This is a genomic window from Legionella sp. W10-070 (assembly GCF_900640175.1).
In the GTDB taxonomy this organism is placed as follows: domain Bacteria; phylum Pseudomonadota; class Gammaproteobacteria; order Legionellales; family Legionellaceae; genus Tatlockia.
This window is the reverse complement of record NZ_CAAAJC010000015.1, coordinates 27,340-51,642: the sequence shown is the minus strand read 5'-3', so window position 1 is coordinate 51,642 and position 24,303 is coordinate 27,340. Positions and strand designations below refer to the sequence as shown.

The following is a 24,303-nucleotide window of genomic DNA, read 5'->3' as shown; positions in this document are numbered from 1 at the left end:
TAATTTAGATTAATTTCTCTGAAGGAGGGGATATACTTTGTTATGATTCTAATTCAACCATTTCAAAATCTTCTTTGCCTGCACCACAATCGGGACAAAACCAGTTTTCAGGAACATCTTCCCAGCGGGTTCCAGGCTCTATACCGTCTTCAGGCCATCCTTCAGCCTCATCATAAATAAAACCACAAATGACACAAATATATCGTTTATATTCTTGCATACTCTGATTGCTCTACGTTTAAAATGGCCTAATGTAGCTATTGATTCACGTAATGTAAAGTCGAAAGCTGTTATAAATTTTGTCAATCTTATAAAAAAAAGATAAAATACAAGCCAATTAAAGGCGATGGAGTAGTCATGACCAATTCACAACAATTATTTGCCCAGGCGCAAGCGATAATCCCGGGTGGCGTTAATTCTCCTGTACGGGCGTTTAAAGGGGTTGGAGGCGAGCCGATTTTTTTCAAACAAGGAAAGGGGGCTTATTTAGTTGATGTCGATAATAAACATTATATTGATTATGTTGGCTCCTGGGGCCCGCTAATTCTTGGTCATTGTGATCGAAATGTTATCCATGCAGTCAGTGATGTGTTACACAATGGTATGAGTTTCGGGGCACCAACCGAACTTGAATTAAAGTTGGCACAAAAAATTACCTCTCTGATGCCAGCCATAGAAAAAATCCGCATGGTCAATTCAGGTACAGAAGCGACTATGACTGCAATACGATTAGCGCGTGGTTTTACTGGTAAAAATAAGGTGATTAAATTTAATGGCTGTTACCATGGTCATAATGACAGCCTGTTGGTCAAAGCAGGTTCTGGATTGTTAACATTAGGCATCCCCTCTACCCCTGGTATTCCAGCAAGTATCACAGAGCATACATTAACGGCCGATTTTAATAATCTTGAGCAAACAGCAACTTTGTTTGAGCAATATCATGGTGATATAGCAGCCATTATTGTCGAGCCTGTTGCAGGAAATATGGGATTTGTACTTCCCAGGCCAGAGTTTCTCCAGGGATTACGTAATTTATGTGATCAATATAATGCGGTTTTGATTTTTGATGAAGTAATGACAGGTTTCAGGGTTGCTTTAGGAGGGGCTCAGGCTTTGTTTGATATCAGCCCTGATCTCACCACACTTGGCAAAGTAATAGGAGGAGGCATGCCTGTAGGTGCTGTGGGAGGAAAAGCAGCTATCATGAGTCATTTAGCACCTGAGGGGCCCGTTTATCAGGCGGGAACTTTATCTGGCAATCCCTTGGCAATGGCAGCCGGTTTGGCTACCTTGTCAGAAATAGAGAAACCTGGTTTTTTTGAAGCACTTTCTGCTAATACCTCGGCGATGATTGGTGGTTTAGCGGAGGTTGCTCAATCATATGAAATACCATTTTGTTATGCTTCATTAGGTGGAATGTTTGGTTTTTGTTTCAGCAACAAGGATCAAGTATTTGATTACAATGACGTTGCTTCATCGAACGAGTTGTTATTTAAACAATTTTTCCATGGAATGCTGGAGAACGGGGTTTATCTTGCACCTTCAATGTATGAAGCTGGTTTTGTATCCAGTGCTCATCAACATGAGGAAATCCGGCTGACAATCACAGCAGCAGAAGCAGTATTGGCAAGCCTTACAACGATAAAGGCCTAAAGAAGACAGTCAGGTGGAAAAAAATTCTTTTGAGAAATACAAGATGAATTATTAACGTGTAAGTTGGACCAAGGTCCGACCTACATGGAGGGAAAAATTATACAGGATTAGGAGCAGCAGTAGGAGTAGGCGTAGCTTTTTCTTCAGGGTTACTTGTACTTATGCTGGAGAAAAATGAAGAACAATTTTGACCTAATTTTACAGCTCCAAAACCTAAACCCACGACCGCAACTGTTCCGACGGCAGCAGAAATAAGTGTTGCACGACCAATCAAGTCATCTACAACCACTTCAGCCCACTCAGTCCCGTAATGCAAAACTGCCTCGCCCATGAGAGGTGCTGTTAGAGACGCAGCTAAAGCAAGACTACTTTGTAAAATACCCACAGAAAATTTTAAAGCAGAGCTAGAGTTTTTTTTGACTTCTGGAAGACAACAAGCAAATAACCCCGCAATTGCACCAGTAATTACCCCGCCAGTAAGAGTTGTAACTGTTTCGTCATGTACATTGTTATCGCGAATGGAAGCCCCTATGGAGGTACTAATAGCATTTCCAATTCCAATGGTAATTGCTCCGCTAACTGGATTAGTAAATTTTGACATAAGCTACACATCCTTTAGTTTATTAAGAATAATATTATGAAAAATAGTTTGCCGGGCGAGTATAAGCATAAATTACATCAGGTCAAGAATAGTTTTCAAAGATGATGCCTTTGATAGCTACCATAGTGTTCTCGGGTATTTTCCTGATTACGCTAATACAACGTTTCACTGAATCTGTCCAGTTTGTCATGCCCGCACAGGCGGGAATCTATCTCTCAGAAGTGAGGAGCTAAATTGGTCTATGGATTCCCGCCTGCGCGGGCATGACAGTGTAAGACAGATTCAGTGAAACGTTGTACTAGGTTGGCTTACCAGAACCAACAAGTTTTGGATCCCATTTTGCAAGTGTTGTTCCGGCTTTATAAGCAGATTCAAAAAACATCAATAAGTCTTCTTCCGGTTTTTTAGATTTTCGTACATCTTCATAATTGAGAACAAATAAACCCATTTTATTATCCCAACGTGCTGTATCAGGTTTTATTTGACTCTGTTCAATTTTTTCCGGTTGCGGATAAGTAAATGAATAATAGGCGGCATGAGGATAATCTGCATTGCCACTCCACCATCCTGCTTCAACTTGGGCTTCATTCATTGCGTTGCGGCGAATATACCCGGCATTGGGACCTGTAGTAGGAACTGCAACACGTTGATAACGTGCGTCTCGCAAGTCAAAAGTTCCCCACATTAAACCGATAGGCGGTGTTTTACCAGTAAATTGTGCATGATATTGCTGCATTACTCGATAGGAGCTCACTAGAATTTGCCACCATGAATTGGCAAGTTCCTGGTTGTAAAAGCGCTGTTTTGTGTCCTCATCGAAAGAAATAGGGTTGGCTACTTCTTGTGGTCTGAGATTTATTTTTACATTAATACCAACATCAAATAATAATTTGAATAATAACTGAGTAAATTTTGCAACGGACATCGAACGTAATTTGAACTCACCCACATTTTGCCAGCTGGTTGTGCAGATAACTTTATGGTCGGTAAAGTCAAGATCTATTGAAAAAATTCCTGACTCGTAGGGAATAGGGCCTGTTGTAAGGCCACGACTGGTTATCCAAAGAGGTACATTCGCCCATTGTGGTTCAAAAGGCGTCATTAACTTTAGCTTGCCAAGAACCTGTGTACCCATATGCAACAGGTGACTTGTTGAGGAAAAATCCTCATAAGGTAGCTTAGGCCATGGTTGATAATTAAATTTTTGTAATACGTCCATGTTTATTTCCTCATTATTTTATTTATAGACAATTTTACCGGGATTGTCATTTTGCAATCACTTGTCTGTTCGAGCATCAAATTTTTCAGGAAGGCATGTTAAAAAATTTTATATAGTGTAAAGAAATTGAAACTTTTTGTAAGAAGTTTATATATCATGACTTTTTCATTCGCAATGAGCATAGACAGTTAAAAAATTGCATGTCATAGTCAAGGTACTTTAGCTAACAAAGGAAGGCATTTGATGTCTAGAATTGATAGCAATAAAGCAGCCTGGAGTGATTTTCCGCAAGGAATTATAGCACTTTTCTTTATTCAAATTTTCTCCACCTTAAGTTTTAGCGTGTTGTATTCGACCCTGGTTTTGTATATGACTGGAAAGCTGGGACTCTCGTCTTCTCTTGCGAACAGTATTACAGGAATTTTCGTCGCGATTAATTTTGCACTTCACTTGCTGGGAGGCTACTGTGGCGGCCGTTTCTTATCGAATCGAAGTCTCTTTTGTTTCGGCATGCTTGCTCAGATAATTGGTTGTATTTTATTGGCAACAGAAACAAGCAATACGCTTTATTATGGATTAGCTTTCTTCCTGACAGGTTGTGGACTTAATGTAACCTGCGTCAACTGTATGCTGACAGAACGGTTTAAACCTAAAGATACTCGCCGTGAAACCGCTTTCTTATGGAATTATGCGGGAATGAATATCGGTTTCTTTACCGGTTTTAGCTTAAGTGGTTATTTTCAATTATTACATAATTATCAAAGATTATTTATATTAAGCAGTTTAGGTAATCTGATTGCTATTTTTATTTGTTTATATTTCTGGAATTCGTTAGCGGACAAGCATACTTCTTATTCGCAATTGTCCCACGATCGTAAGAAGCGTATGTTGTCAGTGGGGATTACCATAGTGCTTTGTTTGCCAATACTATTAAGTCAATTGCTGCATTTTGCGGATTTGGCAAATAAAATAGTGTTGGCTACAGGAGCTGTTATGTTAGTTGTGGCCTGTAGACTTGCCTTTCAACAAGGGGGGCAGGACAGACGTGAAAAGATGTTTGCTTTCATTGTATTAATGGTTATAAGTGCTGTTTTCTGGATGCTCTATCAGATTGGCCCTATGGGATTAACTCATTTTATTGAAAATAATGTGCAACGCCAATTGTTTGTATTTACTATCGCCCCCCAATGGTTTCAAACTATTAATACATTATGCATCGTTTTAGGGGGGCCTTTACTAAGTTTTTTACTCAATTACATGCGTTTGCAGGGAGTAAAGGTTAATATACCTGCACAATTTGCATTTTCCTTGTTATTGATAGGAATGGCATTTGCCTTACTGCCATTAGGAATTGCCAGCGCTGATTCAGCAGGTATGGTAGCTCCCGGATGGGTGGTCTTTTGCTTTATATTGCAAAGTGCGGGTGAGTTACTTATTTCACCGATTGGTTATGCTATGGTAGGCGCTTTGGTTCCTGGTTCATTGCAGGGAATCATGATGGGCATGTGGATGCTGGCCAACGGGGTGGGGGCCACCTTATCAAGCTATAGTTCCAATTTAATGATTGCAGGACAGGAAACAATCAATCCATTGGTGACTAATAGTGGTTACAGTCGTGTCTTTTTAAATCTGGGGTTGTTTGCGATTGCTACTGCGTTGCTGCTATTTTTATTGACTCCCAGATTGCGTTCATGGATAGACGATGAGAAGACTTCTTTGAGTAATGAAGAAGAGCCTGCAATGGCTTAATGGGTTGTAGAGTGAGTGATCCTTTTATTCCGATTGAAACGGCAGATTTGGCATGGCGTGATGGCCTCCCATTTTCCCGGCTATTTGATGATATTTATTTTTCAACTGAAAATGGCTTGCAGGAAGCCGATCACGTTTTTATTCAGGGAAATAACCTCCTTGAGCGCTGGCGAAACTTAACAGAAGACACCTTTGTTATTGCCGAAACAGGTTTTGGCAGCGGATTAAATTTTTTATTAACCTGGTCTTTGTGGTTAAAATATGCGCCAAAGCATACGCGATTGCATTTTATCAGTTGTGAAAAATATCCTTTAACAGCAAAAGATCTCGCTCAATGTTTAATGTTATGGCCGGATTTAGAGGAGCAAGCCCAAAAACTGCTTGCTGATTATCCTGTTCTAACCCCTGGATTTCATTATTTATCTTTTGATGATGGGCGCATTAACCTGCATTTAATGCTAGGTGATGTGGAGTATTGCTTTAATCAGTTATTAAGCTGTGGTGAACCAATATTGGAAAGACAGCTAAGAACTAATCCTGTCGATGCCTGGTTCCTTGATGGCTTCGCACCTGTTAAAAATAAAGCTATGTGGTCTGAAAGTTTATTTTATATGATCGGCTTGCTGTCAAAAAAAGAAACCACACTGGCCACCTTTTCTTCTGCGGGCATTGTTAAGAAAAATTTACAAGCCATTGGTTTCGACGTTAACAAGATCAAAGGATTTGCAAAAAAAAGGGAAATGATAACCGCTCGATTCAAGGGAGTTACTGAAGTTGTGAAGCCAAACTTAAGAACCACTCCCTGGCATGTTGATGTAAACAGGAAAGTTAGGGATAAGCGAGCCATTGTCCTTGGTGCTGGCCTTGCTGGTTGTTACACAGCTTATGCACTGGCCAAACGCGGCTGGAATGTAAGTTTGATTGATGCTGCCAATGAAGTAGGTACGGGAGCCTCAGGAAATACTCAGGCGGTTTTTTATCCTAAGCTCTCTGGTTATCAGTCCCCGTTAACCTTGTTTATGCTAAGTGCTTTTTTATTTGCCCACCGCAGTTATAAAAAATTACTTTTCGACCATCCTGTTGGTAATCTGTCCGGGATATTGCAGCTTGCTTTTAATGACAAAGAACGCACAACGCAAGTTAGCCTTGAACGATGGCTAAGCCACTACCCGGAATTAGGAATGCTTGTTAATGAACAACAAGCATCAGAGTTAGCCGGTATTAATCTGTCAACAGGAGGGCTTTTTATTCCTTTTTCAGGTTGGTTGGATTCTAAAAGTCTATGCCAGTTACTTTCTCAAACTCCAGGAATTAATTGGGTACCTGATACCACGATAAAGGAATTGAAATACATTAATGGACAATGGCATGCTGCAGATTTTTTCGCTGAAGTTTTGGTTATAGCCAATGGTTATCAGGCAGCAAAATTCATGCAGACAGATTATATACCGCTGAAACCAATACAGGGACAAATGACTTCTATTGCTGTTAGCCAAGAGAGCAGTCGGTTAAAAATCCCCTTGTGTGGTGATGGCCATATCTTGCCTGAATATCATGATCTACATGCCCTGGGGGCTACTTATCATCTGGGATCCTCAGAGTCTACATGTTGTCTGGCGGATGATAGAACCAACCTGAGTCGGTTAAAAAAAATTTCAGCAGGATTGGCCTGGTCTGAGGAAGTTAAAAGCCACTGGTCTGCTGTACGGGGGGCTACAACCGATTATTTGCCTATTGTAGGCCCCGTACCGGAGAAGGAGGTATTCATGGAACGATTTGCAACATTAAAAACCAATGCAAAGCGTTGGATTCCACTTTCAGGAGCCTACTATCCAGGGTTATATATTTGTGCAGGTTTTGGTTCAAGAGGTTTAACAACTGTCCCATTAAGTTCCGAGTGGCTGGCTTCTTTAATCAACAATGAACCATCTTTTATCCCGCGGATTCTCGTTCAAGCGCTGTCACCTGCCCGTTTTTTGCGTAAAAATATAATAAAAAAATGATAACTTGTCGATTTATCTATTCTCTGATCTATACTGGTAATCTGGAGTCATTAATCAGGGAGAGGACATATGAACCCAATGGGAAAAAATCAAGGGTATGAGCAGTTGCATTATTGGCCAGGGGCCACAGAAATAACGCCGGTTTTTTGTAATTCCATGTTGGATGGCACCAGGTTTAAATCTAAAACAACTAATTATTTCGATGTGCAATTCCCTCATTTTTTTATGATTATGAGGCAAATTGACAATTTAAATGCCGGATTACTGACAAAAGAGATCTTGCCCTTATTAAATGAGTTTCGTTTCCTTCAGGATCAGGATTATTCTGACAATTCTCATGAGGCTTTTAAAGAGCTTGATTTGCTGGCAGGAAAATTAGCTACGCAGGTTTACGTCCATTAAACTGTTCTCAGACGTTATTGGAATATTTTAACAAATTCTATCAGGATGCAAAATTAATCAGGAAAGTCTTGCTTATCATGATGGAGACAGTTAATCTTCTGCAACATTTGAACAGGAACCCATAGAAGTGGAAAAGTGTTCATTTAGTATCTAATATCGTTTTCAGATTACTTGATGAGGTATGCTGTGCAGAGCATTGAAATTTTTCAGATCGATGCCTTTACTGATAAAATTTTCCATGGCAATCCTGCCGCAGTTTGTTTATTAAGCGAGTGGCTTAATGATGAACTAATGCAGGCTATTGCTGTAGAAAATAATCTCTCAGAAACTGCATTTGTAATTAAGGATGAACAAGGTTTCCATATTCGTTGGTTTACCCCGCGAGGTGAAATCAGCTTATGCGGGCATGCCACGTTGGCAGCTGGCTTTGCCTTACATGAATTAGGCCAGGGGCATATTGAGAGCATTCAGTTCTCAAGTATGAGTGGCCCTTTGGCTGTACGTAAAAAGAAGAATCGCTATACATTGGATTTTCCGCGGTTAAATTTTCAATCAAGTAAAACTTCTGAATTAATTGCATCTCTAATTGATAAGAGTGCTCTTCGTTGTTATGAAAGTGAACTTGATTATATGATTCTGCTTGCTGATGAAAGTCAGGTAATGCAAGTACAGGTTGATTTGAGAACACTGGAAAAATTGCCTAAACGTGGATTAATTGTAACCGCTAGAGGAAACGATGCGGATTTTTATTCTCGCTGCTTTTATCCTAAACATAATATTTTTGAAGATCCTGTGACTGGCTCAGCCCACTGTGTTCTTGCTCCATTTTGGGCGGAGCAACTTAATAAAGCCACACTTCGGGCAATTCAAGGCTCTTTCAGGAAAGGAGAAGTTTATTGTGAGGTAACGGATGAGCGAGTCTATCTGTCAGGCAATTGTAAATGGTATCTAAAAGGCCATTTAGTTATCTAACAATATGATACCAATGGATTTTTTGAGAGATTCCACGTTAGTCATTAAGAAGCATTCGGCACAATAAGCAATAAAAGCCCCTTGAGCGATCTGTCTCCTCATAAGCTAAGACATTTTAAAGATTGAAATAAGACATTGCAGATGTTTTCGTTTCCGCTCGAGAAAAAAGTTGCCTTTTTTCGATATAAAATTATCAGAGAAACCCGATAAAATGATTGCTCGAAGTACTAACTATCACCCAATGTGACTTGAGCAAATAAAGAGATGACATGGCCTACTCTGCGAGGAGTACTGAAAATATATTGGTATAAATAGCCAGCACCTAAAGTCAGCTTTTGGGAGACCTGCTGGTTTAAACTGATGAGGAAGCGGTTTTGATCAAGTGTATTGGTTGGAACCCACTCAGGTTGATTCAGGTTTATCAATAACTCGTTAAAGCTGAGGATAGTCAGGTTATCGGTAATCTTTTTCTTTACGATAATTCGTTCTCTCAGACGATAACCCCATTGGGATGAGCCCTGGAATTTTCGTTGTTCGAAGCGCGAGCGAATACTCAGGTTTGCGTTTGCTGTATAGATAACCTGTTGCCATATCCTGAATTCATGCATATTGGAGCTAAAATTTTGTCTGGTAGTGACTGACGTAGTGCCTAACCATACGGCCCAGTCAGGTGAAAGTTGGTAGCCACCCCCCGCATCAGTCAGGAACTGCTCAAATAATGTTGGCCTATCCATAAGACGCAACTGAGGTTCTATCCTATAAGAGTATTTTCCAAACTTGGCATTCAAACTCAGAGTAGACCATACTTTTTCCGCAACCTGAGCAGCCAATAAAAAAGAAGGAGATAAAGAGATAGAAAAGCAAATAATAAGGCGTATTAATCGCATAAATTTCCAATATGATTGGGAACATAAAAGGCAGATGGTAAAAATTTTGGCTTATCCTTAATTAGGGTCTGTTAACATTTCAACTTAAGTTATCTACTTCCCACACTTTAAGCGCGGGCATCATACTAATCACCACATTCTGCAGATAAAGTCTCTGGTTCCAACGCCTTGGTTTTTAAGAAAAAATGAATAATTGAGTGTAATTTTGTTCTTGAATAAGGAGAATGGCAAGCCCCATAGGACACGAGTTTTAGATTTTTTTCTATCGGATTATTTCATTATATTTAATCAAATTGATTAAATATAATGTTTTTCATATAATTTTTATTATTGCGAGTGCCATCTGTCTCGCAGTAGTTGTTAGTGCTGCCATAGCTGTTAATAGTGAACTATATTTTTACAATTGGCGATGCTGAAATTGAGAAAACGCAATTTGGCATCGAACTTAGGAAAGGTAGTGCATTAATAGTGGGGCTGCCATGAAAAAAGAACTCATCGACAAATTAAAGCAAATTAATCCTCTAACAGAGGAGGGTATTCCTCAAAATAAAGGCAATTGCCAGTGGTGCGCAATAGAAGGTGCCCGTGTGTTACTGGAAGACGTCGAACCCCGAGAAATTCCAAATTTTGAAGGAGGAAATGATCCTATAGAAGAACAAATTCATCCTAAACATGGCAGTGATGATTTTGATGAATCGTCGGCGTTTTTTGAGGAAATAAAAAAATTAAAGGCAGGTGAATTAATGTTAGTTAACCTGGAAAGTGGTGATTTGGATCATGCTTATCTTATCTATAAAGATGAAGATGGTGTTTATCTTGTTGATCCGGACAGACAAATTTTTGTTGAGTTAAATGAGAGGGAAGATTTTCTTCAACCTGTGAGTGGTTGGGATAATGTAGAGCAAGTCAACTACTTAAACGGTGATATTAACTCGGATTTTCAAGATAATGTTAACGTCAGTATCTGTGTATTAAACAAAAATTCTGTTGAACTCAATCCTCTGCCTGAATATGGCAGTGAACCCTCAGATGCCTATGGTTATCATTAAACTTTGCAATTGGTGGAAGGGTGGATGCTCCACCCTTAAATCTCAATTTCAATAGAATCCAACACTTTAATCCAGTGTGTTCAGTGTATTTACAACTGGATCCTGTGAGGAAGGAATAGGGGCAGGTGAGAATAGGGTGTTACTCGTTCCCTTTTGTGCTGGCTCTACCAGAATAGAATCTCTGCTGCTTACTTTGGTAGTGCCTCCCATTAACCGCCGCATGGTTGTTGGAGAATGATTACCAATATCAACCGGCTCTTGTTGCTTATTGAACTCAGGCTCTTGCTTACTGCTGCAGAAATTAGCAATACCATTAGCGATGAAACGTGTCAGGTCAAGTAGATATAACGGGGCATTTACTATAGCGAGTGTAGCAAGCTTAATTCCGGCAAGTACACCTATGGTAGCAAGAATAAAGATGCCATTAAGTTTTTTTGCTGCTTCAATGGCTGATGTTGCAAGCAAAAATACGGGGGATAATAAAAGAGTCAGCGGGCGCGCTATTAACAAAGAGAAGGCTGCACTGAAGAACCCCTCGGGCAATGGATCAAAAATACTACGGAAAAGAACCGTAGCAACCATTTTTAATTTATTAATCTGGATTTGTTTTAAGATAGCGGCTTTATGCTCTTCTTCAAATGACTCGAAAGAACATGTCCCTCCTTCCAGGAGAACTTGCTGTGCAATAAAAAAATTACGAAATTGATCCAGACTCATATCATTTAATTGATTAATTTTCTGTTCTAATTGCTCTTTTTCTAAGTCTTCCTCATTCATCAGTTCTATTTGAAGAATCATTGTCTGTCTTATACCTTCAAAGTATTGATCATGAGCTTTCTCATACTGTTCAGGATGACTATTACGTTCATCAGCAATTGTTTGCTTTAGCTTCCCGCCAGTCAGTAGATTAAGTGAAAAATCGTGGATCATATTTATAAAAGTAATAACGCCATGAGTTACGCTAGCTCCAATAAGAATAACAACACCAGTCAGAATCAGAGGGATATTAATTATCCAGGATGTTATATTAGCCAGCGCCCTAAAAGGTTGATAATACCTCTTATAGTAAGTTAAATGTACATAAGACATATCATAAAGCTTTTTCACAAGGGCTGTTGTCCCCCTAATTGGATCAGAGGCTATCTCATTAAGAGCATTCGCTTTTTCATTGTGTGCAGAAATTATTCTAAATGGTTCATTTACCATGTCATGTTTTTTTAAAATTTCATATAAACCTTTAGGGTCATTTTGGAGTTTATCGGGATGAAAGAGAATAGATAGCTTTTTATATAATGTTTTCTTATCTTTTTCTTCGACGGTTTCAAATGCGGCATCAATGTGTTTTTTTATAATAGCTTGAACGTCGTCTTTCTGATGAGTATCCCTTCCTGATAAAAGTTCTTCTCGCATGTTCTTATCAGTATTTTTTACTATTTCCTCGATTTCACTCATGCTAATCTCTGAATATAAAAAGTGCGTATTGTATTAAAAATTATGCTTCGTGGGAAGAGCAAGGCAAGTTGCATTTGGGCTGCATTTTTACACCTTCCTACACACCCACTAAGTCTGATTATCAAAATAATCAGACTTAGTGGGTGTGTAGGTACTGCTTTTCCTGGTTACTTAGATATAACTTCCAAAATTGATGTAAAAAGTGCATTATTCACCACATGTATAATTAATTATTGTGGTTTAAATGAGAAGTAATCTTATTCTCCCTACTTTAAAATCCAATAATCTTCATAGAGAAGCTGTTCGTGTATTTGAATATGCATTTATTGATGTGTCTAAAAAAGCAATAAATAAATTAATTGAAGGATTGAAATCCCTATCTGTTGAGAGTAATGACACCTCTGCTGCATCATATATCGAAAACTGGTATAGTCGTTTGCCAAAAGAGGATCTTATTGGCTTCCCCATGACTGATGAAGAATATCAGGCTATGAAAGCCAGCAAGATTGTTACTATGATCACTCATGGTTTACCTAATCAGGAAAAAAAGAAATTACAAGGAAAAGCGCTTCTTGATATTGGAGCTGGTGATTGCGCCATGACCCATTTAGTTAGTGAGCAATTGCATATGGAAAGTTGGGCGATTGATGTCCAAACCAGCATTGACTGGGGTGGCCAGAATAGTAGCGATAAGCTTGCTAAAAATGAATACATGGCAAAAATCCATAAGCACTGTATTTATGATGGTCATAATTTGTTAGCTGCCTTAGGGAATAAAAAATTTAAAGTGATCATGCTAAACCATTCTTTGCATCACTTCCCCTCGTTCGATGCTCAGCAGAATTGCTTTAAACAGATAGCCAGCTTATTAGAGCCAAATGGAATTTTATTTTTATCGGAGCATGCAAATTGTCATAATGACATTGTTCTTGAATTATCGCATCTTTTATTGAACTTAAGATATAGTATGGACAAAATTAAAGCAAATTCAAATGATAGTTGCCAGTCCTTCAACATGGAAAAATTTAAAGAGGAATATGGCATAGCAAATTACTTATCAAAAAATATGGTTGATCTCCTCGCAAAAAAATTTGGATTTCAAGCGGTTATAGAAGAAATACGTATAGAAGATGACATTGTAAAAACAGTATATTACTGTTTGAGAAAAGAAAATCCAAAAATGATATATAGTTTTTTTGATGACTCAACACAGTTTACAAGCAGGTTGAAGGATAACACCAGTAAAGCTAAGAATTTAGACCTTAGAGCAACTTTAGGCAGTTATTAACCTTTACAAATGATGGCGGCATCCTCTGGGATTCCCAAACCAGTTAAAGGAACGAATTATGCGAACTATCTCCCAGGTTCATGATGCAACTCCATTTGGTACAGATAAAAAAAATTTGCGGTTATTTCGTGTGATTGGTTCAACCGATATTGATGGTCGTGGTACCCAACACACCCTTAGCGAGGTAGACCCTTTCATTTTTCTTGATGACGCCCTGATTGAAGGCGAGTTACCGACGAGTTTCAATAAGCACCCTCACACAGGATTAACTGCTGTCAGTTATCTATTAGAAGGGACAGCGAATGCATGGGATAATATTCATGGCGTGGCACCGAACCTAAATCATGCAGGAGGTGTTTATTGTATCAATGCCGGGAAAGGAATAGTCCATGGTGAAGCACCTACCGAAGGAACTAGGAGGCTAAGGTTGTTACAATTGTGGTTCAATCCAGGAATTTATACTCTTCCCCTACCAAAAGCCAGCTATCAACTTTTTCAACCTAATGAAATCCCTTGTTATGAAAATGAACGGCTGTGGGTAAAAATAATTATTGGCACCAGCTTCAAAGAGACTTCACCCGTTGATAGCCCTTGGCCAATACAATACCTTCATATTAAATTGGCAGCTCGTCAATCTCACTTATTTACAATTCCAGATATGAGTTGGCAAGGATTTATTTATATTATTCGCGGAGAAGGTATATTTGGTAAAAATGACATCAAAGGTTTAGCTCAACAATGTCTCATTATCGGCAAAGAACAAACGGATGTTATTCAAATTAACAACCCAAATGATACTCCGCTTGAGTTCATATTAGCCACTGGCCAACTACATAATAAACCATTTGTAAAATTACTAGGACATCAGGGGGCCATTGTTGCTGCCACAGAAAAACAGGCTCGTAATTTTATGCATGAATATGAGATAGACCCAGAAAATTTTGGCCAATCATAACAAATTAAAACAGGATTAGTTTTTAACAATTTTGTATTCACTGATGGAACATATGAGGAGGACAGCAGTTATGACTACCCTATCTAAAGAGAAACAAGCACTTCTTGATGCTTTTCAAGCACACGTAGATGCCGAGCTTCGCAAAGACCTGGAGACCACTTTGGCGACAATGACAAGCGACCCGCATATAAACAATATCCCTACTGTCATTGGCGGAGCAGGTATCGAAGGCGTTCAACATTTTTATCGCTCACTGATACTTACAGGAAAATTTTTTCCGCCTGATACAGAAATGGTTCCTGTTTCCAGAACAATTGATAAACATCAATTAGTGGATGAAATTATTTTTAAATTCACTCATACCACAGAAATCGGCTGGATGTTACCCAATATAGCACCAACAGGGAAACGAGTTGAAATTCCTTTAGTTGTTATCGTAGGGTTTTCAAATGGGAAAGTTACTCACGAACACATCTATTGGGATCAAGCGAGCGTTCTCGTGCAGATAGGCTTATTGAGTTCTGAAGGGCTACCAATCAAAGGTGTTGAAACAGCTGAAAAAATGGCTGAGTTACGCAACCGTTTACAAAGCTAGAGTGTCTTATTTTTATGCAGATTATGTGTAGTAGTTCAAACTTGGACACCCTTCAAACGCTTCATAAAATCCCCTTCTAAATCGCTAATCTTTTTTATAAAATTGAAACAACTTAATCATTGCTTCATTAAATTGAGGAATATCATCAGGTTTTCTACTTGTTAGTAGCTGATTATCACAAACTACCGGCTTATCTATCCATTCTGCTCCTGCATTGATGAGATCAATTTTAATCGATGCCCATGAGGTAACTTTATGTCCTTTAACTACCCCAGCATTAATTAGCAACCATGGACCGTGGCAGATAGCAGCGATCGGTTTATTTTGCGCTTTAAATTCTTTTACAAAATCAGCAGCCTTAGGGATTGTACGTAACCGATCTGGATTAATAACGCCACCAGGCAGGAGCAAGGCATCATAGTCCTGTGCTTTGGCACTATCCAGAGGAATGTCTACTGAAAAATTATCACCTTTTTCCAGATGGTGCCAACCTTGTACATAGTCTTTTTCAGGTGAAATTATAAAGATTTCCGCGCCCTCTTCTTGCAGAGCTTGGCGTGGTTTTTCCATTTCAACTTGCTCAAAACCATTAGCAACAAGAATTGCTACTTTAATTCCCTTTAAGTTGTCCATAACAAAACTCCTTTCTTACTTAAATTATAGTGGACTAAATAAGAAATAATTATTTTTTTGCTTCTAATCGATTCAACATTGGATGTATTATCGCAAATCATTTGAATTTAATAATAATCATGCATTTTCAATTTAAAAACCGAAATCAACTCTTAAATTTTATTACTAACAAATCCCAAAATGGTGTTTTCGTAGCCAATATTCCAAACTATGTTGTTCCCCAAAGAGGACAAACGTGTAAACTATACGCATTGCGTCATGCTATGAGTGTTTATGAGAAATTTATTCCTAATCTTCCAAAAGCCCGTAAAGGAGATAAGGAAAGGGGTCTTTTCCACGAGAGATCCTTAAGAAAACAAGCCAAGGAGCTTAACTCCAAAGTAGGAGAAGTTTACAACCCAGATCAGCTAGAACAGCTTGCAGGGAATAATCAAATGCAAGGAACAAAGATTCATAAGCCAACCACCCAACAAGAATATATAGAAACTGTTAAAAAATTGATCGAATCCAACCATTCGGCATTAGTTTTTTATGATATAAGCATACAAGGGAATGATATAGGAAAGCCCATTAAAAAAAAGGGGCAGTATGAGCATGCGGCTGCTGTTTTGGGGTATTGCAATTATGATAATGAACTTTATTTTATAGTCTGTCAGTGGGGTAAATTTTATTTACATAAAGCAGTTGATATTGCTGACTCTGCATTACAAATTCAAGCAAGAGACCCAGAGACCTTTTATAAATTAAAGCAATTGCCTTTTATGAAACCTATCTGGGTAGAAGAAATGGCTTTACGTGAGACTTTAGCAAGTCATTGGCTATATAAGTATGCTGTGGATCAAACGATGCTAAGTATTGGTATGAGTGCACTTGATATGCGATGTGCCTTGGAACCCAATCGTGAACAAGGTCTTTTAGGAAGATGTATCTTTGATATTCACCCCGATCCTGAGAAATTAACTAAACGTTTAATTTGCGATTTCACTACCTCATTAAATGAATTTGAAACATATATAGAATCCAATAAAAAGAACAGTAAGACATACTCAAGTCTTATCAACTTATTAAAAACTTTTAAAGAAGAAAGCATTAACTTCAACGATATCAAAAAAAGGGAGCAGTCGATATTAAACTGTTTAACAGCAATAGATCTTGCCGAAAAAAACCATGCTTTTGAGCACGAATCAAAGCCTGTTTTTAGAGTACTAAGAAAGATAGGATTAGCATTCACGATTCTTCTTACACTAGGATTAGCAGCTTATCTGAAAAGTGAATACTCCTACAAAACCACAGGAGCACATACTGTGTTTGCAGACATTACAAAAACTCATGGTAAAGTAAATCTTATAAAGGAAGTCCTCCAGGAACATAAAGCCTATGGTTTTTCTAACCCTGATCTGCTAGAAACTAGCCCTAAAATTCGCGTTAAATGAAATGGTTTCGACTTAATCTGACAATCACCAAGATGATTTGCTGGCACCATACTTTGATGAAGAATAGTTGTGGCCTGGATGGAGTATAAAGCGAAGTTTATCCAGGATAAAGTTCCCCATCTGATACTTTAAGTCTACAATTAAATCATATACCGACTTAAGGAATATGAATGACAATAGGATTTATCTCGCATCCAGATTGTTTACTACACAAGATGGGAGATTATCATCCTGAACAACCTGCCAGATTGCAAGTAATTGAACAGGAAGTCTTTAACTCAGATTTAAAGCAATTTTTACAATATTACCAAGCCCCTTTGGCTACACGTGAGCAATTGCTTCGAGTACATGAGGAATCCTATGTGGAGTTTATTTATCAAGCTTCTCCTAAAGAAGGATTCGTTCCCCTGGATCCAGATGTCTTGATGAACCCCTATTCCTTGACTGCTGCTTTGCGCGCGGCTGGATCTGTAATTAAAGGTGTTGATTTGGTCATGAACAACGAAGTAGATACAGTATTTTGTAATGTACGTCCGCCCGGGCATCACGCTGAGCGAGACAAAGCGATGGGGTTTTGTTTATTTAACAATGTTGCGGTGGGTGTTGCTTATGCCATGGAACATTTTAACCTTAAACAAATTGCAATCATTGATTTCGATGTGCATCATGGCAATGGTACAGAAAATATTTTCCTGCAAGAGAATCGAGTATTATATTGCTCAACATTCGAGCACCCATTTTATCCCTTTAGTGGAGCTTATACTAAAAGCAGACATATTATTAATATCCCCCTACCAGCGGGTACAATGGGTGAGCAATTTCGAGAGCAAGTTGAAGAACACTGGTTAAACCAAATTGCAGAATTCGCTCCCGAAATGATATTTTTTTCTGCTGGATTCGATGCTTATTATCAGGATGAACTGGCCGACCTGATGCTTACTGCAGATGATTATTTATGGATCACACAAAAAATAAAAAAAATTGCTATTCAATTTAGCGAAGGACGTATGGTATCCGTCTTGGAAGGTGGATATAACCTAAACGGATTGGGACAGTGTGTTTTAGCTCATCTTCGCGGATTAATTGAAGATTAGGTCACGTTAGCGGTAGGCAAAGATAGAGGCAAGAGTTATATTCTCTTACCTCTTTTGATGGTACCAGTCTAAATCAAATCCTACATTGCCTCAAAAATAGCAGCAGCCCCCATTCCAGTCCCTATACACATGGTCACCATTCCATACTTGCCTTTTGTACGGCGCAAGCCATGCAATAAAGTGGCTGTACGGATAGTTCCTGTTGCACCAAGAGGATGGCCCAAGGCAATAGCTCCCCCTAAGGGATTGACCTTATCACGGGGTAAATCTAAAGTCTTAATGACAGCCAAGGCTTGAGCCGCAAAAGCTTCATTTAACTCGATCCAATCCATTTGATCCAGGGTAAGCCCCGCTCTCTTTAAAGCGAGAGGTACTGCATTAATAGGCCCTATCCCCATTATTTCTGGCGCAACTCCGGCTACCGCATAACCTCGTAATCGTCCCATTGGTTGCAGATCATATTGCTTTAAAGCCTCTTCACTGGCCAGTAAGGCAATTCCTGCACCATCACTGGTTTGAGAGCTATTACCTGCCGTTACCGTTCCCTTCACTGCAAATACAGGCTTCAGGCGCGAAATGACGTCATAAGAAGTATCTGCACGTGGTCCTTCATCATCACTGATCATTCGTTTTTTATTGGTCACTTCCGATGCGGCCAAATCTGCATGCCGAATAGTTACCTCAATAGGGCTTATCTCGTCCCGAAAATCGCCTCGCTTCTGAGCAGCGACAGCTCTTCGATGACTTTCTGCCGCAAACTCATCTTGCTCTTCTCGCGTCACATTCCACTGCCTGGCCACATTTTCAGCAGTAATACCCATACCATAAGCAATAGCGATATGCTCATTATTAAATATTGCTGGATTGGCAGTGTATTTGTTACCGCCTAACGGGACCATAGACATGCTTTCCGCACCACCAGCCAAAGCAAGCGACATATCACCATGAGCGATAGAATTAGCCGCAGTAGATATACTTTGAACCCCAGAGGAACAGAAGCGATTAATTGTCATTGCAGGCACCGCCTGTGGAAGGTCAGCAAGCAAAGAAGCAATGCGTGCCACATTCATTCCCTGTTCAGCTTCAGGCATGGCGCAACCAATTACTACATCGCCAATCGCTTGCCAATCGACTGTTTGATGACGTTTTTTTAAGCTCTTTATGGTATGAGCCAACAAATCATCTGGCAAGGTATGCTTAAATACGCCCCTTGGTGCTTTACCCACAGGGGTACGCAACACATCAACTACATATACATTCGTCATGATTAAAGTCTCCTGTTAATTGCGCAGCGGCTTGCCAGTTTCTAATAAGTGAGTAATACGAGCCTGAGTTAATTGACTTGAAGCCAGTGTCAGAAAGGCTTGTTTTTCTAAATGCAACATCCAGTTTTCGTCAACCAGTTCACCCTGATTAACATCGCCGCCACACATAATTTTAGCTAATTGATTAGCAAGGAAGTAATCATGTTGAGAAATAAATCCACCTTCAAGCCAATTCACCAATCCGGCTTGTAAGCGTGCATGTCCCTCACGTCCTGCCACTTTAAAGCGAGTTTTTAGAGGTGCCTGGTAATTCATGGCCTGCATTGCTTTAATTTTGGATAAAGCAGCAAATAACACTTCATTTGCATGCATCACCCACTGATCCCCTGCCTGTAGATAACCCTTTTGTTTGGCTTCAGGGGCACTACCTGCAACAAACGCAGTGGCAATCTGTTGGAAGTAAGGTTGTAAGAAAACCATTAAATCAGCATCTTGTGCTTTATTTGCAGCACGCATTGCCATTTCCTTGCAGCCACCTCCTGCAGGGATAAGTCCGACACCAACTTCTACTAAACCGGGATAAGATTCAAAAGCTGAAACCACTGCATCGCAATGCATCATCAGCTCACAACCTCCTCCTAAAGCACGGCCGCGTAACGCAGCAACAGTAGGAATTGCACAATATTTTAGACGCATCGCTATCTGTTGAAAATGATTAATCATCGTCTCCAGAGCATCCATTCTATTCGCCTGAATCAGCGACGCCACACCTCTTAAATCAGCTCCTGAACTAAAATTAGTTGCATCCTGCTGATAAATGATTAATCCCTGACATTCTTTTTCTGCTTTATCAATAGATTGCTGTAAACCATCCAGCACTGCCTGTCCAATAGTATTGGCTTTACTCTTAAAATTAACAACTGCAATATCATCCTTAAGCAACCATAAATGAACACCCTCGTTTTCAAATAGTGTTGGAGTGTAGTGACGCTTTTCCTTTAAAACCCTGTCAGGGAAGAACTGCCGTTGGTAAACAGGTAGTTGACTGCGTGGAATATACTCATTTTTTTGAGGTGAATAAGCCCCCTTCTCCTCATAAAAATCTGTAATTCTGCTTAACCAATCAGGTAATTTCGCCTGACTTAAGGTTTCATGGGATGATCTCCCCTGTTCAATAACCGCCCCCATGGCTGACATGCCTGCTAATTGCCAGGTTTCAAAAGGTCCTTGTTGCCAGCCAAATCCCCAACGGATTGCCAAATCAACATCACGCGCATTATCCGCAATCTCTTCTAAATGATAAGCACAATAATGGAACAAGTCTCGATAACAAGCAGTCAGAAATCTTGCCTGCTTATCGTTTGAAGAAACCAAAAGCTGCATACGCTGGACAGGATCAGGCGTTTTCATGATTGCCTTTAACGAATCACTCACTTGTCCTTTCGCTGCGCGATAAGAGGCGGAATCAAAGTCAAAAACCTCAATCAGCTTGTCGTTTTTACGATAAATTCCCTGACCTGATTTTTGACCTAAGTGCCCTTTTTCGATAAGTCCCATCAGCCATTGAGGCAGTTTAAAGACAGAATGCCAGGGATCGTCTGCCAATTCCTTCTGCATTGTATTAACTACATGCTGCATTGTATCCAGACCAACAACGTCCATCGTTCTAAAGGTAGCAGACTTGGGGCGTCCTAAAAGGGTACCAGTTAATGCATCGACCTCATCCAGTCCCAAACTCATTTCTTGAGCATGATGCAACGTAGCCAATAGAGAAAAAACGCCAATACGATTGGCAATAAAATTAGGTGTGTCTTTAGCACGAACAACACCTTTACCAAGTCGGCTGGTCAGCCAAGTCTCAAGGTTATCTAACAGTTGGGTGGATGTGGTGTTGGCAGGAATCAATTCAGCCAGGTGCATATAGCGTGGTGGATTAAAAAAATGAACGCCACAAAACCGTTCGCGATGAGCAGCCGGCAACACATTACAAAGCGTATTAATGCTTAATCCAGAGGTATTGCTTACCAGAATTGCATCTTTACCCAAATGAGGAGATATCTTCTGATATAATTCTTCTTTCCAATCCAGACGCTCAGCGATTGCTTCAATAATTAAATCACAGTTTGCTAAATCTGCCAGATTCTCATCATAATTTTTTGCTAGTAATAAAGCAGCCGTTTGTGTTGTTGCTAAAGGGGCTGGTTTTAATTTGCCAAGATTAGCAATCGCTTTATTAATTAACGTATCGGCATGACCTTCCTTCGCTGCCAAATCAAAAAGCAACGTTTCAATTCCTGCATTCACACAGTGCGCTGCAATTTGTGCCCCCATAACTCCGGCACCGAGAACTGCCACTTTCTTAATGAAAAATGGTTCCTGCATGATTCCTTCCTTAGTTGTATTGCATCGGCCCTGGCCGATGCGCTGAGGTTTAAGATAGATTAAATCGGATACCTTGTGCCAATGGCAATGCATCACCCCAATTAATCGTATTGGTTTGACGACGCATATAGGCTTTCCAGGAGTCAGATCCTGACTCACGGCCGCCACCTGTTTCCTTTTCTCCACCGAAAGCACCACCAATCTCGGCACCTGAGGTGCCAATATTGATGTTAGCGATACCGCAATCACTTCCTGCAGCACTTAAATATAGCTCTGCATTTTTAAGATTCTGGGTGAACAAAGCAGAAGATAATCCTTGCGGCACACCATTTTGTAACGCGATGGCCTCTTTCATTGTGCTATAGGGCATTACATAGAGGATGGGCGCAAATGTTTCTTCCTGCACGATATCCCAATGATTTTCAACCTCGGTAACCAGAGTAGGCTGGACGAAATAACCTGCTTTATTAAGCGCCTCGCCACCAAATACAAGTTGTCCTCCTGCAGCGCTAATACGGGAAATGGCATTCTTGAATTGTTTGACCGCTTGCTCATCAATTAATGGCCCCATCAGATTTTTACTATCGAGAGGATCGCCTATGGTGACTTGCTCATAAGCATGTTGCAAACGCTTGACAACATCTTTAAGCATCGATTGATGAACGAATAAACGTCGAGTAGACGTGCATCGCTGACCAGCAGTCCCCACAGCACCAAAAACAATGGCTGGAATAGCAAGGTTCAAATCTGCTGCCTCATCAAGAATAATGGCATTATTTCCGCCCAGTTCCAATATTGTCTTACCAAGGCGTGAAGCCACTTTTGCCGCTACTTGTCGTCCTACCGCTGTGGAGCCAGTAAACGAGATCAAGGGGATACGTGAATCATTAACCATCGCTTCAGCAATCTCGTGTGATTCGGGGATGATTAAACCAAAAATTTCCGGGCAATTATTTTTTCTTAATACCTGATTACAAATATGATGAACTGCTATCGCACACAGAGGTGTTTTAGCGGAAGGCTTCCATAATGTAATGTTGCCACAGATAGCAGCAATAAAGGCGTTCCATGACCAAACGGCAACAGGAAAGTTAAAGGCAGATATCACGCCAACAATACCGTAAGGGTGCCATTGTTCATACATGCGATGCTGCGGACGTTCAGAATGCATTGTTTTACCATACAGCATCCTCGATTGGCCTACTGCAAAATCAGCAATATCAATCATCTCCTGCACTTCGCCATCACCTTCCTGCTTGGATTTTCCCATTTCAAGAGAAACCAGACTACCCAATAAATCCTTATGCTCACGTAATGCTTGCCCTATCTGGCGAATAATTTCTCCTCGTTGAGGAGCAGGAACTTCACGCCACGTCAAGGCGGCCTTCTGAGCCCTTTCCATGACGTGCTCGTAATCCTTAAGGGAGCAAGTAGCCACCTCGGCCAGTTTTTCACTATTGGCAGGATTAAAGGAAGCAAGGCGGCTTGCGCCAATTTCACTGTGCCAACCCTGACCGCTGAAAGCACCAGGGTTTACTTCTTGAATATCAAGACGTTTTAAAAAATCCATTGACTTCTCCTAAGCATAATAACAACCAAAACGATTGGCAAGAACATCACTCAAACGGAAATTCTCCTGAAGTATAAGACCATGGTATTCATTGGCCTGCCCCAACACCAAATCAACGACAGCACAAATCCCGGAAGCAGTGCTCACTTGAATAGCTGACCATTCCAAACCACGGATTTCCTGAGGATATACTTTGTTAACATAACTTTTTTCAGTCAACTCACCCTGTTTAATTCCTTCTACAGTCACATACACTATCACGATGTCCTGATAAGTTTTTGGGATGGCTTTTTCCAGAATGGACTTTAATGTATCTCGGTCGTCATTTAATTTTAGGTCGTTCATCAAGAAACGCATTTTTTCACAATGTCCTGGATAACGCATGGTTTTATAATTAAGGCTTTGAATTTCTCCTTTATAAAGCTCAGCCAACGATCCTAATCCACCAGAAGTATTGAATGCTTCATATTCGCAACCATCAATCTGAATGGACTCCAGACCTTCCAGTGGTTTAAAAACCGCAGGCTCCCCTGCTTCAATGCCAAAACAAAGATTACCATATTCATTTATGACCCCATCGGTAGACCAGGTCAATGAGTAATGCAATGCATTACTGGCTCGTTGTGGCAGCGCACCCACCCGAAGTTTCGCATGATGACATTGTTCAAATTCTTTCATCAAACTGTTAGCCGCAATGCTAATAAAACCAGGTGCCAATCCACACTGAGGTACAAAAGCTGTTTGCGCATCTTTGGCTATAACCTTTACAGCATCTGTTACTGAGGTATCTTCGGTCAAATCAAAATAATGTGCTTTTGCAGCCTTTGCAGCCTCAGCCACATAGGTATTAAGAAAATAAGGAAGGCTTGAAATGACAGCAATAATGTTATTTTTTACTAAATAATCTTCTGTTGCGCTTTTATCTTTAACATCCAATGCCACTGTTTTAATTTCAGGCATGGCTTCCAACAAGCGGGTAACATCAGTTCCTGAGAATTCCAAATCTGCTAGATGAACTTGATAATCACCACTATCTGCTAATAGACAGGCAATTAAGCTTCCAATTTTTCCAGCTCCTGTAATCATAACGTTATACATTCT

Annotated in this window: 21 protein-coding genes; 11 read left to right on the top strand and 10 right to left on the bottom strand. The window is 39.9% G+C overall.

Annotated features, from left to right (window positions below; translation table 11 throughout):
• Nucleotides 1–40 precede the first annotated feature (40 nt).
• Nucleotides 41–220 carry a rubredoxin gene (locus E1O65_RS08025; protein ID WP_133133085.1) on the bottom strand — a complete coding sequence of 60 codons (180 nt, stop codon included), beginning with the start codon at nt 218–220 and terminating at the stop codon, nt 41–43.
• A 137-nt stretch (nt 221–357) separates the two neighbouring features.
• Between E1O65_RS08025 and hemL the strand changes: the two genes are divergently transcribed.
• Nucleotides 358–1,653 (top strand): glutamate-1-semialdehyde 2,1-aminomutase, encoded by a 1,296-nt coding sequence (gene hemL / locus E1O65_RS08020; protein WP_133133084.1) that lies wholly within the window; start codon nt 358–360, stop codon nt 1,651–1,653.
• A 97-nt stretch (nt 1,654–1,750) separates the two neighbouring features.
• Here the strand turns inward: hemL and E1O65_RS08015 are convergent, their stop codons facing one another.
• Complete coding sequence (locus E1O65_RS08015; RefSeq protein WP_133133083.1) at nt 1,751–2,254, bottom strand: hypothetical protein; 504 nt, start codon at nt 2,252–2,254, stop codon at nt 1,751–1,753.
• Nucleotides 2,255–2,552: 298 nt separating this feature from the next.
• Nucleotides 2,553–3,473 (bottom strand): DUF5996 family protein, encoded by a 921-nt coding sequence (locus tag E1O65_RS08010; RefSeq protein WP_133133082.1) that lies wholly within the window; start codon nt 3,471–3,473, stop codon nt 2,553–2,555.
• Nucleotides 3,474–3,716: 243 nt separating this feature from the next.
• Between E1O65_RS08010 and E1O65_RS08005 the strand changes: the two genes are divergently transcribed.
• From E1O65_RS08005 to E1O65_RS07990, 4 genes are all read left to right on the top strand, one after another.
• Entirely contained in the window at nt 3,717–5,222 is a 1,506-nt protein-coding gene (locus E1O65_RS08005) for an oligopeptide:H+ symporter (protein WP_133133081.1), read from the top strand.
• Between the two features lie 11 nt (nt 5,223–5,233).
• Nucleotides 5,234–7,225 carry a bifunctional tRNA (5-methylaminomethyl-2-thiouridine)(34)-methyltransferase MnmD/FAD-dependent 5-carboxymethylaminomethyl-2-thiouridine(34) oxidoreductase MnmC gene (gene mnmC, locus E1O65_RS08000; protein ID WP_133133080.1) on the top strand — a complete coding sequence of 664 codons (1,992 nt, stop codon included), beginning with the start codon at nt 5,234–5,236 and terminating at the stop codon, nt 7,223–7,225.
• A 69-nt stretch (nt 7,226–7,294) separates the two neighbouring features.
• Nucleotides 7,295–7,627, top strand: coding sequence for a hypothetical protein (locus tag E1O65_RS07995; RefSeq protein ID WP_133133079.1), 333 nt, complete (start codon nt 7,295–7,297; stop codon nt 7,625–7,627).
• A 186-nt stretch (nt 7,628–7,813) separates the two neighbouring features.
• Nucleotides 7,814–8,599, top strand: coding sequence for a PhzF family phenazine biosynthesis protein (locus tag E1O65_RS07990; protein WP_133133078.1), 786 nt, complete (start codon nt 7,814–7,816; stop codon nt 8,597–8,599).
• A gap of 227 nt (nt 8,600–8,826) precedes the next feature.
• Here the strand turns inward: E1O65_RS07990 and E1O65_RS07985 are convergent, their stop codons facing one another.
• Nucleotides 8,827–9,486, bottom strand: coding sequence for a DUF2490 domain-containing protein (locus E1O65_RS07985; RefSeq protein ID WP_133133077.1), 660 nt, complete (start codon nt 9,484–9,486; stop codon nt 8,827–8,829).
• Between the two features lie 479 nt (nt 9,487–9,965).
• Here E1O65_RS07985 and E1O65_RS07980 point away from each other — a divergent pair, with 479 nt between their 5' ends.
• Nucleotides 9,966–10,535: a hypothetical protein gene (locus E1O65_RS07980; protein ID WP_133133076.1), complete on the top strand. Its 570-nt coding sequence runs from the start codon at nt 9,966–9,968 to the stop codon at nt 10,533–10,535.
• 66 nt (nt 10,536–10,601) lie between these two features.
• Here the strand turns inward: E1O65_RS07980 and E1O65_RS07975 are convergent, their stop codons facing one another.
• Nucleotides 10,602–11,987 (bottom strand): hypothetical protein, encoded by a 1,386-nt coding sequence (locus E1O65_RS07975; RefSeq protein ID WP_133133075.1) that lies wholly within the window; start codon nt 11,985–11,987, stop codon nt 10,602–10,604.
• 244 nt (nt 11,988–12,231) lie between these two features.
• Between E1O65_RS07975 and E1O65_RS07970 the strand changes: the two genes are divergently transcribed.
• From E1O65_RS07970 to E1O65_RS07960, 3 genes are all read left to right on the top strand, one after another.
• Nucleotides 12,232–13,275 (top strand): methyltransferase domain-containing protein, encoded by a 1,044-nt coding sequence (locus E1O65_RS07970; protein WP_133133074.1) that lies wholly within the window; start codon nt 12,232–12,234, stop codon nt 13,273–13,275.
• Between the two features lie 58 nt (nt 13,276–13,333).
• Nucleotides 13,334–14,230 (top strand): pirin family protein, encoded by an 897-nt coding sequence (locus E1O65_RS07965; RefSeq protein ID WP_133133073.1) that lies wholly within the window; start codon nt 13,334–13,336, stop codon nt 14,228–14,230.
• 70 nt (nt 14,231–14,300) lie between these two features.
• A complete protein-coding gene (locus tag E1O65_RS07960; protein WP_133133072.1) occupies nt 14,301–14,825 on the top strand; it encodes a carboxymethylenebutenolidase in 525 nt (174 codons plus the stop codon).
• 84 nt (nt 14,826–14,909) lie between these two features.
• On the opposite strand, the gene E1O65_RS07955 is transcribed toward E1O65_RS07960, so the two are convergent.
• Nucleotides 14,910–15,458 carry a type 1 glutamine amidotransferase domain-containing protein gene (locus E1O65_RS07955; protein WP_133133071.1) on the bottom strand — a complete coding sequence of 183 codons (549 nt, stop codon included), beginning with the start codon at nt 15,456–15,458 and terminating at the stop codon, nt 14,910–14,912.
• Nucleotides 15,459–15,721: 263 nt separating this feature from the next.
• Between E1O65_RS07955 and E1O65_RS07950 the strand changes: the two genes are divergently transcribed.
• On the top strand, nt 15,722–16,891 hold the full coding sequence (locus E1O65_RS07950; protein WP_133133070.1) for a hypothetical protein: 1,170 nt from the start codon (nt 15,722–15,724) through the stop codon (nt 16,889–16,891).
• Between the two features lie 170 nt (nt 16,892–17,061).
• Nucleotides 17,062–17,985 (top strand): histone deacetylase family protein, encoded by a 924-nt coding sequence (locus E1O65_RS07945; RefSeq protein ID WP_133133069.1) that lies wholly within the window; start codon nt 17,062–17,064, stop codon nt 17,983–17,985.
• 80 nt (nt 17,986–18,065) lie between these two features.
• Here the strand turns inward: E1O65_RS07945 and E1O65_RS07940 are convergent, their stop codons facing one another.
• The 4 genes from E1O65_RS07940 to E1O65_RS07925 are packed head-to-tail and all read right to left on the bottom strand — an operon-like array spanning nt 18,066 to nt 24,300.
• Nucleotides 18,066–19,250, bottom strand: coding sequence for an acetyl-CoA C-acyltransferase (locus tag E1O65_RS07940; RefSeq protein WP_133133068.1), 1,185 nt, complete (start codon nt 19,248–19,250; stop codon nt 18,066–18,068).
• Between the two features lie 15 nt (nt 19,251–19,265).
• Entirely contained in the window at nt 19,266–21,632 is a 2,367-nt protein-coding gene (locus E1O65_RS07935) for a 3-hydroxyacyl-CoA dehydrogenase/enoyl-CoA hydratase family protein (protein ID WP_133133111.1), read from the bottom strand.
• 49 nt (nt 21,633–21,681) lie between these two features.
• Nucleotides 21,682–23,202, bottom strand: a complete 1,521-nt coding sequence (locus E1O65_RS07930) for an aldehyde dehydrogenase family protein (RefSeq protein WP_133133067.1) — start codon at nt 23,200–23,202, stop codon at nt 21,682–21,684.
• Between the two features lie 9 nt (nt 23,203–23,211).
• Nucleotides 23,212–24,300, bottom strand: coding sequence for a saccharopine dehydrogenase C-terminal domain-containing protein (locus E1O65_RS07925; protein WP_133133066.1), 1,089 nt, complete (start codon nt 24,298–24,300; stop codon nt 23,212–23,214).
• Nucleotides 24,301–24,303 lie beyond the last annotated feature (3 nt).